Origin of the sequence: Pseudoduganella plicata, assembly GCF_004421005.1 — a bacterium.
Taxonomy (GTDB): domain Bacteria; phylum Pseudomonadota; class Gammaproteobacteria; order Burkholderiales; family Burkholderiaceae_D; genus Rugamonas; species Rugamonas plicata.
On the sequence record NZ_CP038026.1, the window covers coordinates 152,314 to 166,310 of the forward strand.

Genomic DNA, 13,997 nt, shown 5'->3' on the forward strand with positions numbered 1-13,997 from the left:
GGCCGATAAACCCCGGTTTTGTCCCAGGTTTGCGGCGATGCGCAATGCGCCCGATCATGCGCTGTCGATCGGATGGCCGGTTAGCGGGTGGATCAAGCCAGCATCAGTTCGAATACATCATCCGTTATGCAAGGCCCTGCAATTGGCGGCGCTGCACCGTGCGGCAAATCGCGCTATCGGTAACGGCGCGCCGATTCCGTTCGCACGCACCTCGACCTGTTCCAGTTAATCGGAATGCGGTCGATTTATTCTCCAGAAACGTTTCGTTGCATTTTGCACGAATAAATGTGGAATAGGTTTGCCATCTTATGGTAAATTGGCGGTACATTCAATTCTCACACATTGTCACACCCCGGTTTTACACTTACGAAGGATAAGAGATGACGACCTACCAGGAATACCAGGCCAAGATTGCTGAATTGCAGAAGGCTGCCGAGAACGCCCGCAAAAACGAAATCGCGCAGGCCAAGGAACAAATCGCCAGCATCATGCGCGAATACGGCCTGACCTTGGCCGATCTGGGCCCTGCGGTAAAAGCCGCCAAGCCCGTCAAGCCGCGCGCTCCGGTCCCGATGAAATACCGTGACGACAAAACCGGCCAGACCTGGACCGGCCGGGGCCGCGCTCCGAAATGGCTGGAAGGCCGCAAGAAGGAAGAGTTCCTGATCAAGCAATAATGTCGCCGGCGTCGCGGCGCTGGGTGTGGCGCCGCTGCCGTGATGACCATTTTCGCTGTGGGAATGAGGCTGTGGCGGACGCTGCGCGCGGTCCGGATGGCCAATTGCGGCAAGGGGCGTCAGCATTTGCGCGATACATTGGTCAGTCCGTCAGCCGCCGTCTTGCATGCGCGGTCGGATCGAACGCTAACCCCGGCAAGCTCCGCGGTCAAATGTATGCCGCGCTGCGCATTATCTGTCCGGATCTCCGGCGAATGCGCGCAGATACCAATCGGTAGCCTCGCCAGGCAACTGGCGGTAGTGATAAATCGATTACGCCTTCGATATTGTGCCTAATAGCGCTGGGCTTTGATCTACGCCAGCGCCTGCTTCCAGGGCCAGCTTCCAGCGTCTGCTTCTATTGTCGCCGGATAGCGACACCCTGACTGTCGTCCCATTCTCGTTTCCTCATCGGCGCAAATCGTACAAGCGCTGGTCGGTTCCGCCCATCTCGCGCCAATCTTGCGTCCCACCATTTTCACCTGCGAAGCCGCCATTCGCCATGACCCCGCGTGAATAGGACAGACGGATGGGATGCCAGGTGTTTATTGTGCCGGCCCGGCTTTGGTATGAGGCTTTCCAACTTGTAATGGTGAGGACCGCCAATGCCGAGGCAGGCGGGTTGGACCCGGGTGATGCCCTGTCGGCTCGTCGATTCACGTCCTTTCTCCGACCGCGACGGTGCCGCGTTGCGCGACGTGTGCTTCGTCATGAAGGAGGCCATTGAGCACCTGCGCCAGGCTTCGTATCTGCATCCCACGCGGGCGTCAGGTGTTGGCGATTCATGCGAAGATGCGCCGCATGATACCCTTGTTCCCCTCAATACGATCCTGTTCCCGGACGGCCGCCTGGCGCTGCAGGTGTTCGAGGTGCGTTACCTGGACATGATCCGCAAATGCATCGCCAACGCCGAAGAGTTCGGCGTCGTGCCGCTGGCCCACGGCGACGAAGTGCGCAAGCCCGGCCAGCATGAAGCGCTCGCCGGCGTCGGCACGCTGGCGAGCGTCGTCGATTGGACGGCGCCGCTGCCGGGCCTGATGCGGATCACCTGCGTAGGCACGCAGCGCTTCCGCATCGTCGAAGCTACGCAGCTGCCGCACGGCCTGTGGATGGCCGATATCGTGCGCCTGCCGCACGACCTGGAAATTCCCGTTCCGATGGACCAGCAGGACGTCGCCAACGCGCTCGGCTCGCTGATCCGCACGCTGCAGCAACGGGGCGTGACGGGCGCGCAGATGCCGATGCAGCCGCCGTACCGGCTCGACGACAGTGGCTGGGTCGCCAACCGCTGGTGCGAGCTGCTACAGCTCGACATGATGCAGAAGGAGCTGCTGCTGGCACAGGAAAACCCCGTGCTGCGGCTGGAGCTGGTGCAGGACGCGCTGACGGAAAACGGCCTGCTGAACTGACGGGCCACCCGCGCGGTCACGCCGGCTCGATACGCGCCGGCGTCGCATGTGCGCGCACGGCCCACGTCACGCCGGCCACCAGCAAGGCCATCGCAGCCGCTTCCAGCGGGCGTGGCCACTGCTGCCGGTACAGGAACCCTTACAGCAGTGCGAACAGCGTCTCGAACAGGATCAGCTGGCCGGACAGCGTGACGGGCACGCGCCGGCTGGCCACGTTCCACAACTGATTGCCGATCACGGAAGCGCCCAATGCCAGCAGGGCGTTGAACAGCCAGAAGCGGCCCCAGTCACGTCCGCTGGCGGCGCCCGCGGCACCTGTCACGCTGTCGTGCCACAGCGCGAACGCGAGAAGCCCCACCAGCACGGCAATCGCGCCCGACATCAGGCCGTACAGCGCCGACCATTCGCCGCTGCTGAAGTGATGATTCTTCTTCAGGTAGCGGGCGTTGTCGACGGCATACCACGTCCAGCAGGCCAGCGCGCCACCGGCACACAGCACCCCGGTCAGCGTCCGCCACAGCGGCCTGCCGGCGGCCTGCGCATGCCCGAAAGCGTCCACGTTGATGCAGGCGATGCCGGCGCCCACGATCAGCAGTGGCATGGCCAGCTGGCGCAGCGGCACGGCGCCCGCATCGCGGCGCCCCATCAGGGTGACGGTGATCGGCAGCACGCCGATGATCAGCGACGTGGGCGCCACGCCCGCCAGCCGCACGCCCAACGCCAGCAGCGTGTAGTAAATCAGGTTGCCCGCCAGTGCCTGGCGCAGCAGCGCTTCGAGGTCGGTCCGGTCCAGCCGGGCCGCCAGGCCGCGCAGCTTTGGCAGCAGCAGCGTCAGGGCCATCGCGCCGTAGGCCATGTAGCGGCCCAGGGCCAGTTCCAGCGGGGTGAACGCCATCAGCAGCTCCGGCACGATGAACACCATGCCCCAGAATGCGCCTGCCAGCAGGCCGCATGCCACTCCTTGCCACATCGTCTGTCTTTCTCGTCGTTAAAGCTGCGACAGTGTCGCACAGCTTGCGCTAAGGTGGGGGGCAGCGAAAGTGGAGGAGATCATGACCGACAGGAGCAGCAATGAAGACATCATTGCGGGACTGCGCCAGGATGCGCGGCCTTTGGCACAACCGGACGACCTGAACGCAGTGCTGGAACAGATCGGCGACGCCTCCATCGTGCTGTTGGGCGAGGCGACCCACGGCACGCGCGAGTTCTACCAGTTGCGGGCCGAGATCAGCAAACGGCTGATCGTCGAGAAGGGCTTCGACGCGCTGGCCGTCGAGGCGGACTGGCCGGACGCGCTGCGCGTCAGCCGCTACGTGCAGCACGGCGGCGACGACATGACCGCCGAAGGTGCGCTGTCCGGCTTCAAGCGCTTTCCCCAATGGATGTGGCGCAATCAGGAGATCGTCGAACTGGTGAACTGGCTGCGCGTGCACAACGGCCACGTGGCCAGCGCTGCGCGCAAGGCGGGCTTCTACGGCCTCGATCTGTACAGCATGGCGCAGTCCATGCATGCGGTGATCGCCTACCTGGAGAACGTCGATCCGGAAGCGGCGGCGCGGGCGCGCCAGCGCTATGCGTGCATCGACCATATGGCCGAGGACCCGCAACGCTACGGCTACGCCACCACGTTCGGCATGAAGGAGGATTGCGAGCGCGAGGTGGTGCGCCAGCTGATGGAACTGACACGGCAAGCCAATGAACACGTCCGTGCCGGCGCCGGTCTCGTGCCGGACGAGCTGTTTTACGCGCAGCAGAATGCCCGCGTGGCCCGCAATGCGGAAACCTACTACCGTTCGATGTTCCAGAGCCGCGATGAGTCGTGGAACGTGCGCGACTCGCACATGGCCGAAACGCTGGAGGCGCTGCGCGAGCACATTGCCCAGCGCACGGGCAAGCCGGCGAAAGTGGTCGTGTGGGCCCACAACTCGCACCTGGGCGATGCGCGCGCCACCGAGATGGGCGAGGGCGGACAGCTCAACCTGGGACAGCTGGTGCGCGAGCGCTACCGGCCCGAGGACACCTTCCTGCTGGGCTTTACGACGCACACGGGCACCGTGACGGCGGCCACGGACTGGGACGGCCCGGCGGAGCTGAAGGGGCTGGTGCCGTCGCGCCAGGACAGCGTGGAGCGGCTGATGCACGAGGTCTCCGTCAGCAGCGGATGGGCGCGTTTCCTGCTGCCGATCCGCGGCCGCGACAGCATGCTGGCACGGCTGCCGTCACGCTGCCTGGAACGGGCGATCGGCGTCATCTACCGGCCAGGCACGGAGCGCCACAGCCACTACTTTCATGCCGACGCGGCGAAGCAGTTCGATGCACTGATCCACGTCGACAGCAGCACGGCCCTGCAGCCGCTGGAGCGCTCGGCGCTGTGGCAGCAGGACGAGGTGCCCGAGACCTATCCGTCAGGCCTGTAGGACGAGGAACGCTGCGGCGGCCAGGTTGACGACAGCCGTGAGCCAGAACCTGAACCGGAACGACGTCTTCGCAGTCTTGTGGCGCAGCCGTTGTTGCGCCACGAAGGCCGCGGGCCAGCCGCCCAGGAGGCCGAGCAGCAGCAGCGTGTTTTCCGGCGTGCGGCGGCGGCCCTGGCGGGCGGCCGATTTGTCCCGGGCGTACGCAATGTACGTGGCGAGGTTCAGGCAGGCGAGGGCTGCGGCCAGGAGGGCGACTGGGTTCATGAGAGCGTCGGGGACTGGCATCTCGCGGGCCCTTCGGCCCGACAGGACCCAGTCCCCAGCTGAATCACAAGCAGGCCGTTAGAAGTACGTCAGGCCCAGTGCCGCCTTGACCTCGTCGGCCGTCTTTGCCGCCACTTCGCGCGCGCGCATCGTGCCTTCCTTCAGCAGCTGCATGACGTAGCCCTTGTCCTTGGCGTATTCCTCGCGGCGCGCGCGGATCGGACCCAGCATCTCCTGCAGCACCGCTTCCAGGCGCTTCTTGACGATGGAGTCGCCCAGGCCGCCGCGGGTGTAGTGCGCCTTCATCTCTTCCAGCGCGGCCTTGTCCGTGTCGAACGCGTCCAGGTAGATGAAGGCAACGTTGCCTTCCAGGTGGCCGGGGTCCTGCACGCGCAGGTGCAGCGGGTCGGTGTAGACTTTTTTCACGGCGGCGGTGATCTCGTCGGCCGAAGCGCCCAGGTTGATCGTGTTGCCCAGCGATTTGCTCATCTTGGCCTTGCCGTCGATGCCCGGCAGGCGGCCGATTTCCGGCACCAGCGCCTTGCATTCGACGAGGACATCCTTGCCCGCCAGGCGGTTGAAGCGGCGCACGATCTCGTTGGTCTGTTCGATCATCGGGATCTGGTCTTCACCGACAGGCACGATGGACGCCTTGAACGCCGAGATGTCGGCCGCCTGCGAGGCCGGATAGGTCAGGAAGCCGGCCGGGATGTCGCGCTCGAAGCCGCGCAGCACGATTTCCGCCTTGACCGTCGGGTTGCGTTCCAGGCGCGCCACGGTCACCATGTTCAGGTAATAGAACGTCAGTTCGGCCAGTTCCGGGATCTGCGACTGGATCAGGATCGTCGACTTGGACGGGTCGATGCCCACGGCCAAGTAGTCCAGCGCCACTTCCACGACGTTGCGGTGCACCTTGTTGGTGTCGTCCATATTGTCGGTCAGGGCCTGCGAGTCGGCCAGCATGATGTACTGCTTGTATTGGTGCTGGTATTCGACGCGGCTCCTCAGGCTGCCCACGAAGTGACCCAGGTGCAGCGGGCCGGTAGGGCGGTCGCCCGTCAGGATGACGGCCGGCGTGGCGCTTTTCACGGCGTCGGCGGAGGTAATGACGGCGGACTCGCTGGAGTCTTGCTGGCTCGGATCTTGGCTCATGTACGGAGGCTTTCGTTTGGCCCCCGCCGGGCTGCGCCATGAAAAACGCCACCTGGCAGAGGCGGCGTTGATATTGAAATCACATCACTTTGCAGTGGCCGCGCGCTGTGAGCGGCGCCACCAGAAGAAGACAGAGCGATGGGATTGATGGAATTTCATGCCGGTATGTTTACAGTTTGGCGCCGCCGTGTCAAGCGACGGCGCCGTCAACCGTCAATAGCGGCGCGGATTGTCCGGGCGATCGTCGCGGCGGTTCGGCACGCCGTCGCCATCGCGGTCGCGGTCGGCGCGGTTCGGCACGCCGTCGCGGTCGCGGTCATGGTAGCTCTGGCCGTTCGGCGTGCGGTCGACACGGTTGGGGATGCCGTCGCCGTCCCGGTCGCCGCGGCGCCATTCGCCGCGGGCGAATTCCCAGCGGCCGTTGCGCTCCTGCCAGGTCGGCTGCGCATAGTGGTAGCCGGCGCGTGCCCGCACATATTCGCCGCGGTGCCAGACGTAGCGGTGGCCCGTCCAGTTCCAGTAACCCGGCGTCCACACGTAGCCGCGGCGGGCCGGCGGTACCGATTCATGACGGGGCTGCGGCGGCGCCTCGCGCACCACGACAATCGCGGCGCTGGCGCTCACCGGCACGGCGGCGGCACCGACGGAGGCGGCAAGGAAGGTGGCGATCAGCAGTTTTTTCATGATGTACTCCTCGTGTTGGTATGGCTCCATACTGACAGCCAGATGTAACGGCCGTGTGCCCGCCACCATTTAGCTTGTAAGCAATTGTTTCGTTGCGGTTATACCAACCCCACGGTAGACTTTGCGGATAACCATTCCGGAGAGTCCCATGCGTCTGCGTCGTCGGCTTATCGTCCCTTCCTTTACCCTCGTTTCCTCCCTGCTGGCCGCGTCGAGCCTGGCGCAGACACCGCCGATGGCACCCGATATCGCGCCGAAGTTCGAGGCGCCGACGGATGCGGCGGACTACGTCAAGAAAGTCGTGATGATCCCGATGCGCGACGGCGTCAAGCTGCACACGGTGATCGTCATGCCGAAGGGCACCAGGGGTGCGCCGATCCTGCTGACGCGCACGCCGTACAATGCGGCCGGACGCGCCAGCCGCAACGCCAGTCCGTCGATGCTCGCCACGCTGCCGCAGGGCGACGAGACGTTCGTGCGCGAGGGCTATATCCGCGTGTTCCAGGACGTGCGCGGCAAGTACGGCTCCGAAGGCGACTACGTGATGACGCGGCCCCTGCGCGGACCGCTGAACAACACGAAGACCGACCACGCGACGGACGCATGGGACACGATCGAATGGCTGGTCAAGAACGTCAAGGAGAGCAACGGCAAGGTCGGCATGCTGGGGTCCTCGTACGAAGGCTTCACGGTGCTGATGGCGCTGGCCGATCCGCATCCCGCGCTGAAGGTGGCCGTGCCGATGAGCCCCATGGTGGACGGCTGGCGCGGCGACGACTGGTTCCACAACGGCGCCTTCCGCGTCAACACGATGCACTACCTGGCCAGCCAGACGACGGCGCGCGGCAGCGGCAGGGAACTGGCGACGGGCATCTACGACGACTACGACGCCGTGCTGCGGGCCGGCTCCGTCGCCGGTTTCGCGAAACAGCATGGCCTGGACAAGCTGACCTACACGAAAAAGCTGTTCGAGCATCCGGCCTACGACAGCTACTGGCAGCACCAGGCCCTCGACCGCATCCTGGGCGCGCGCAAGCTGACCGTGCCGACAATGACGGTGGTGGGGCAGTGGGACCAGGAGGACATCTACGGCGCCTACGCGGTGTACGCGGCGCTGGAGCCGCAGGACAAGGACAACACCCTCAATTACCTTGTCGTGGGGCCGTGGCGCCACAGCGGCGTGAATTACGACGGCTCCACCCTGGGTGCGCTGAAGTTCACGGGCGACACGGCGCTGGAGTTCCGGCGTCAGTTCCTGCAGCCCTTCCTGAACCGCCACCTGAAGGACGAGATCGTGCCGGCCACGCCGCCCGTGCTGTGGTACCAGACGGGCACGAATTACTGGCAGCACCTGGAAAGCTGGCCGCGGTCGACGGCTGCGAAAGCGGTCTACCTGCAGCCCGGCTTCAAGCTGGACTTCACGCCGCCGGCGGGAGGCGCGCCGTATGACGAATACGTGGCCGATCCGGCCAAGCCCGTGCCGTTCGTGCCGCGGCCTGTACGCATGCTTGATCGCGACGTGTGGCAGCCATGGCTGGTGCGCGACCAGCGTTTTGTTACCGACCGGCCGGACGTGCTGAGTTATCTGTCCGAACCGCTGCAGGTGCCCATGCTGCTGACGGGCGCACCCGTCGTCAATCTGTTCGCCGCCACCACGGGCACGGATGCCGACTGGATCGTCAAGGTCATCGATGTCTATCCGGACGAGATGCCGAACCAGCCCGCCATGGGCGGCTACCAGCTGCCGGTATCCATGGACATCTTCCGGGGCCGCTACCGCAACAGCCTGGAGTCGCCGTCGCCGGTCGTCGCCAACAAGGTGGAGCGGTACCGTTTCGCATTACCGAACGTCAACCACGTCATCCTGCCCGGCCACCGGCTGATGGTGCAGATCCAGTCGAGCTGGTTCCCGCTGTACGACCGCAATCCGCAAAGCTGGGTGCCGAACATCTTCCATGCCCAGCCGGCCGACTACGTCAAGGCAACGCAGCGCATCTACCACGCGCCGGACGCCGCCAGCTTCGTCGAACTGCCGGTCCAGATACCCCCACCGTTCTGAGGCCACAGCCCGGCCCGTGTCAACATCGGGGGGACGCAAAACCCCCAACCAGACACGAGCCGGGCACCGGGCGGAGGATCGGGCAATCACGCCAGACCATTGCGCAACCGCGTCGGCCGCCGTGCTTCTACACTTCTCCCATCGATCAACAGACAGGGAGAACACCATGACGCAACTGAACCCACAGCAAAAAATCGTCCTGATCACGGGCGCCAGCAGTGGCATCGGCGCCGCCACGGCGCGGCAGCTGGCGGCCGCCGGCCACCATGTCGTACTGGGTGCGCGCCGCACCGACCGTCTCGAACTGCTGGCCGCGCAAATCCGTGCCGCCGGCGGCAGCGCCGACTACCGGGCGCTCGACGTGACGGATGCCGGTGACGTGCAGTCGTTCGCGCTCGCGGCCCACGCAAAGCACGGCCGCATCGATGTGCTCATCAACAATGCGGGGGTGATGCCGCTGTCCCGCCTGGACGCGTTGAAACTGAACGAGTGGGATCGCATGATCGACGTGAACGTGCGCGGCGTCCTGCACGGCATCGCCGCCGTGCTGCCGCTGATGCAGCAGGCGAAGTCCGGGCAGATCGTCAACCTGTCGTCGATCGGCGGCCACGCCGTCAGCCCGACGGCGGCCGTCTACTGCGCCACCAAGTTCGCAGTGCGCGCCATTTCGGAAGGGCTGCGGCAGGAAGTGGGTGGCGACATCCGTGTCACGGTGATCTCGCCGGGCGTGACAGAGTCGGAGCTGGCCGAGTCGATCTCGGACGAAGGCGGACGGGAAGAGATGCGCGAATTCCGCCGGATCGCCATCGGCGCCGACGCCGTCGCCCGCGCCATTGCCTATGCGATAGAACAGCCGGCAGACGTCGACGTCAGCGAAATCATCGTCCGGCCGACGGCCAGCCCGTATTAATATAGGCAGCGAACTTCAGGCGCGCAGGTGGTGGTCGCGGAAGTAGCGCCGCGCCACCAGGATGGCAACGGCCTGCATCGCCGCGCTGACGAAGAACGTGGCGCCGATGCGCCAGTCCGATGGGGGCAGGTGGCTTACCTCGCCCAGCAGCAGGCCGCCCGCCAGCGGCATGAGGACGATGCCGACGCTGCCGATGGACTGCAGCGAACCCATCAGCTCACCCTGTTCGCCGGCGGGCGTCGATTTCGACACGATGCCCTGCAGTGCGGGGCCGGCGGCAAACGCCAGCAGATTACAAAGGATGAAGACGTACATCATCCAGCCCTGCGTCGCCAGGCCGTACAGCAGGTAGGTGATGGCGCCCGACGTCAGGCCAAGCAGCGACAGCCGCACCTCGCCGAACCAGCGGATGAACACGCCCAGCAGCGCCGCCTGCACGACGGCGGCGGCCACGCCCACGCAAAACAGCGCGATGCCGTTCTGCGTGGGCGTCCAGCCGAAGCGGAAGTGCGTGTACAGCACCCACGTCGAGTGCAGCATCATCTGCGCCATCGTCACGAGCGTATACACGATGACGAGCCCGCGGATGTCACGGCGGCGCCCCAGCTTGATCAGGCCGGCCAGCGGGTTCACGCGCGTCAGGCGGAACTTGCCGCGCTGCGCTTCCGGCAGCGATTCGGGCACATACAACCAGCCGTAGACGAAGTTCGCGGCCGACAGCGCCGCCGCCACGTAGAACGGCAGGTGCAGGTCGATGCCGCCCAGCAGGCCCCCCAGCATCGGACCGGCAATGAAGCCCAGCCCGAACGCGGCGCCGATCTTGCCGAAGCTCCTGGCCCGGTTGTCGTGCGTGGAGATGTCCGACGCATACGCCGATGCCACCGACATGCTGGCCGACGACATGCCGCCGATGACGCGGCCGATGAACAGGCAGGCCAGGTTCGGCGCCCATGCCGTGGCCAGGAAATTGAGCCCCATCCCCGCCATCGAATACAGCAGCACGGGGCGGCGGCCGATGCGGTCGCTGATCGCCCCCAGCATGGGCATGAAAATGAACTGCATCAGGCCGAACGTGGCGGTAAGGATGCCGTACCACAGCGTCTGCGCTTCGCGCGTGGCGACGAATTCGCCGACCAGGATCGGCAGCACCGGCACAATCAGCCCGATCCCCAGCATGTCGATAAAGACGCAGACCAGCACGAAATTGAGGTTGCCGGGCGATGCCGCCTGGACGATGGCAGGTTCGGGACGGTGATCGTTCATGGGACGCGGGGGGCGGTCATTCGCCGCGCCACTCGGCGATGAAGGTGTCGCGAAACGCGTACAGCTGGCGTAGCCGCTCCTCGCCGAGGCGGCGACCGGCAGGGGTGCGCATCGTCGCCGGCAGCGTGGCCAGCTTGACGGCGATATGGTCGAGGGAATAGGCCTTGTCGTCCAGCGGTCGATGCAACCCGGCCGGATCGAGATCGTGCGCCAGCGCGCTGCCCATGCGTCCCGCCGTATAAAACATCCGCGCCAGGCCGACGGCGCCCAGCGCATCGAGCCGGTCGGCGTCCTGCACGATGGCCGCCTCGATGGTTTCCGGGCTCAAGCCGGCGGAAAAACTGTGCGTCTCGATCGCGTGAACCACGCCGGACAGCAGCTCGGCGGGAAAGTTCAATGCGTCCAGCTCGGCGCGGGCGCGCCCGGCCGCCTGGCGCGAGGCGAGGTGCCGTTCCGGATGGTTTTTCGGCAGGTTGACCAGGTCATGCAGGTAGCAGGCCGCCAGCACGACCAGCGCATCGGCCTCCGCATGGTCCGCCAGCAGGCGGCGCGCATTGCCCCAGACGCGGTGCAGGTGGTTGATGTCGTGGGCGCCGTCGTCGTCGCCGGCGGCGGCCCGGGCAAGCGCTTCGAGCCGGGGCTGCCAGTCGGACAGGCGGGCGGTGGCGGAGGTCATTGATCGATATCTGGAAAGTGGTGATTCGGTGACGCATTGTGCCATGAATGGCACGCTTTCCGTGTTTTACCGACAATATTCGGGCCCATTTGGTATTTCCGCGTGGAATTTTCGTCGCTAAATAACTTGGCTTACGGTAACATTTCGACTGTCTATTTCTTACTTACGGTCGCGCCGGCGCTATCGCCACCTGCGGCCCATCAGGAACCGCCATGTCCCAAACCGAAAACACCACGTCCACGATGCCCGCCGAGTACCTTGCCTTCACGCTTGGCAAGGAAGAATATGGCATCGATATCCAGAAAGTCAGCGAGATCCGCAACTACGAAACCCCGACCCGTATCGCCAATGCACCGGAGTTCATCAAGGGTGTCGTCAACCTGCGCGGCATCATCGTGCCGATCGTGGACATGCGCATCCGCTTCGCACTGGGCACCCCGAATACGGTCCGTTCACCGTCGTTATCATCCTCAATATCGGCACGCGCGTCGTCGGCATGGTGGTCGATGCCGTCTCGGACGTCACGACGCTGACGCCGGACCAGATCAAGTCCACGCCGGACATGGGTTCGACGCTCAACACGGAACATATCGTCGGCCTGGGCACGGTGGACGAACGCATGCTGATCCTCGTCGACATCGACCGTCTGATGTCGAGCGAGGAAATGGGCCTGATCGAACGGCTCGCCGCGTAACCTTCCCATAAATTAAGGCAAAGTTCATGAATTTCTTCGGAAACATCGCCATCGGCAGGCGGCTCGCAATGGGCTTTGCCGTCACTATCCTGCTCGGCATCCTGATCGCCGCCATCGCCATCTGGCGCATGCACGACGTGTCTGTCGCCACGCATGAAATGATGTCCTCGCCGCTGGCAAAGGAACGCATGATCGGCGACTGGTCCAGCAAGATCGACAGCGCCATCCGCCGCACGTCGGCCATCGCCAGGTCGGCCGATCCGTCGCTGGCAAAGTATTTTGCCGAGGAGTCGAAGGCTTCCAGCGCGATTTCCGCCGAGCTGCAGAAGAAGATCGAGGCGCTGCTGGAGGCCGATGACGAGAAGGCGCTGTTCGGCCGCATTACGGAACAGCGCAAGCTGTATCTGTCCACCCGCGACGAGGTGGCGAAGCTGAAGGCGGCGGGCGATCTCGAAGGCGCGCAGAAGGCGTTCGATGGCGGCTTTGCGCCTGCCGCGGCGGCCTATCAGGTCCTGATGGCGGACCTGCTGAAGATGCAGCGTGCGCGCATCGATGCGACGGCGAGCGAAATCGACGCCATCGGTGAGCGCAGCCGCAACCTGCTGATCGTGCTGGCCGCGCTGACGCTGGCGCTGGGCACGTTCAGCGCCTGGACCCTGACGGTCGGTATCACCGGCCCGCTGCGCGAAGCCGTCGATGCGGCCCGCCGAGTGGCCAGCGGCGACCTGACCGGCACCATCGTGGCACGCACCCAGGACGAGTCGGGCCAGCTGCTGCGCGCGCTGGGCGAGATGAACCAGTCGCTGTTCAATATCGTCACGCAGGTGCGCAGCGGTACCGAGAGCATCAGGGTCGCATCCAGCGAGATCGCCTCCGGCAACCATGACCTGTCGGCCCGCACGGAACAGCAGGCCGGCGCGCTGGAGGAAACGGCGTCGTCGATGGAAGAACTGACGTCGACCGTGCGCACCAACGCCGACAACGCCCGCCAGGCCAACCAGATGGCGACCGCAGCCGCCAGCGCCGCGGCCAAGGGCGGCGACGTGGTGCAGCAGGTGGTCGGCCGCATGAACGCGATCGACGCGTCGTCGCGCCGCATCGTCGACATCATCGGCACCATCGACGGCATCGCCTTCCAGACCAATATCCTGGCGCTGAACGCCGCGGTGGAGGCGGCACGCGCCGGCGAGCAGGGACGCGGCTTTGCCGTCGTCGCATCGGAAGTGCGCAACCTGGCGCAGCGTTCCGCCGCGGCGGCGAAGGAAATCAAGGAACTGATCGGCGACTCCGTGGCCGAAGTGGCCGAGGGTAACAAGCTGGTGGCCCAGGCGGGTGCGTCGATGGAAGAAATCGTCACCAGCGTGCGCCGCGTGAACGACGTGATCAGCGAAATCGCCACGGCCAGCAACGAGCAGAGCGCCGGTATCGAGGAAGTCAACCAGGCCATCGTGCAGATGGACAGCGTGACGCAGCAGAACGCGGCCCTGGTCGAGCAGTCGGCCGCCGCAGCGGAATCGATGCAGCAGCAGGCAGGCGCGCTGGCCGAGGTGGTGGGCGTGTTCCGTACCGGCGCGGCGGCACCGGCGGCATCGGTTGCCTGGCCGGTCGCCAAGGCTGCCGTGAAAACCGCAGAGAAGCCTGCGGCGACGAAAGCCGTCGCCGTGCGCGCGCCCGTTGCGCGCAAGCCGGTGGCCGAGACGTCGGATTGGGAAGAGTTCTGATCTGAGTGGTTGAACGCTGCAACAGGAACGCC

General features: G+C 65.3%; 11 protein-coding genes and 2 pseudogenes. 7 read left to right on the plus strand and 6 right to left on the minus strand.

The window, feature by feature from the left end; all coding sequences use genetic code 11:
• Nucleotides 1-380: 380 nt before the first annotated feature.
• Entirely contained in the window at nt 381-677 is a 297-nt protein-coding gene (locus E1742_RS00670; protein WP_134382816.1) for an H-NS histone family protein, read from the plus strand.
• 674 nt (nt 678-1,351) lie between these two features.
• Nucleotides 1,352-2,125: an LON peptidase substrate-binding domain-containing protein gene (locus E1742_RS00675; RefSeq protein ID WP_307721901.1), complete on the plus strand. Its 774-nt coding sequence runs from the start codon at nt 1,352-1,354 to the stop codon at nt 2,123-2,125.
• 16 nt (nt 2,126-2,141) lie between these two features.
• Here the strand turns inward: E1742_RS00675 and E1742_RS00680 are convergent.
• Nucleotides 2,142-3,095 (minus strand): annotated as a pseudogene (locus E1742_RS00680) (DMT family transporter).
• An 82-nt stretch (nt 3,096-3,177) separates the two neighbouring features.
• On the opposite strand from E1742_RS00680, the gene E1742_RS00685 reads away from it, so the two are divergent.
• Nucleotides 3,178-4,542: an erythromycin esterase family protein gene (locus E1742_RS00685; protein ID WP_134382818.1), complete on the plus strand. Its 1,365-nt coding sequence runs from the start codon at nt 3,178-3,180 to the stop codon at nt 4,540-4,542.
• Here E1742_RS00685 and E1742_RS00690 read toward each other — a convergent pair.
• The 3 genes from E1742_RS00690 to E1742_RS00700 form a co-directional block, all read right to left on the minus strand.
• On the minus strand, nt 4,531-4,806 hold the full coding sequence (locus E1742_RS00690) for a DUF1294 domain-containing protein (protein ID WP_229466402.1): 276 nt from the start codon (nt 4,804-4,806) through the stop codon (nt 4,531-4,533). The genes E1742_RS00685 and E1742_RS00690 overlap by 12 nt on opposite strands.
• Nucleotides 4,807-4,884: 78 nt before the next feature.
• Nucleotides 4,885-5,958 (minus strand): tryptophan--tRNA ligase, encoded by a 1,074-nt coding sequence (gene trpS / locus E1742_RS00695; protein ID WP_134382822.1) that lies wholly within the window; start codon nt 5,956-5,958, stop codon nt 4,885-4,887.
• Nucleotides 5,959-6,171: 213 nt separating this feature from the next.
• Nucleotides 6,172-6,642, minus strand: coding sequence for a YXWGXW repeat-containing protein (locus E1742_RS00700; protein WP_134382824.1), 471 nt, complete (start codon nt 6,640-6,642; stop codon nt 6,172-6,174).
• 148 nt (nt 6,643-6,790) lie between these two features.
• Between E1742_RS00700 and E1742_RS00705 the strand changes: the two genes are divergently transcribed.
• Nucleotides 6,791-8,701: a CocE/NonD family hydrolase gene (locus E1742_RS00705; RefSeq protein WP_134382826.1), complete on the plus strand. Its 1,911-nt coding sequence runs from the start codon at nt 6,791-6,793 to the stop codon at nt 8,699-8,701.
• A 166-nt stretch (nt 8,702-8,867) separates the two neighbouring features.
• Nucleotides 8,868-9,611, plus strand: a complete 744-nt coding sequence (locus E1742_RS00710; protein ID WP_134382828.1) for an SDR family oxidoreductase — start codon at nt 8,868-8,870, stop codon at nt 9,609-9,611.
• 15 nt (nt 9,612-9,626) lie between these two features.
• Here the strand turns inward: E1742_RS00710 and E1742_RS00715 are convergent, their stop codons facing one another.
• Together E1742_RS00715 and E1742_RS00720 are read right to left on the minus strand one after the other, a co-directional pair.
• Nucleotides 9,627-10,874 carry an MFS transporter gene (locus tag E1742_RS00715; RefSeq protein ID WP_134382830.1) on the minus strand — a complete coding sequence of 416 codons (1,248 nt, stop codon included), beginning with the start codon at nt 10,872-10,874 and terminating at the stop codon, nt 9,627-9,629.
• 16 nt (nt 10,875-10,890) lie between these two features.
• Nucleotides 10,891-11,550, minus strand: coding sequence for an HD domain-containing protein (locus E1742_RS00720; RefSeq protein WP_134382832.1), 660 nt, complete (start codon nt 11,548-11,550; stop codon nt 10,891-10,893).
• A 212-nt stretch (nt 11,551-11,762) separates the two neighbouring features.
• Here E1742_RS00720 and E1742_RS00725 point away from each other — a divergent pair.
• A pseudogene (locus E1742_RS00725) lies at nt 11,763-12,244 on the plus strand (chemotaxis protein CheW).
• A 26-nt stretch (nt 12,245-12,270) separates the two neighbouring features.
• Nucleotides 12,271-13,965 (plus strand): methyl-accepting chemotaxis protein, encoded by a 1,695-nt coding sequence (locus E1742_RS00730; RefSeq protein WP_134382834.1) that lies wholly within the window; start codon nt 12,271-12,273, stop codon nt 13,963-13,965.
• The last annotated feature ends 32 nt before the right edge of the window (nt 13,966-13,997 follow it).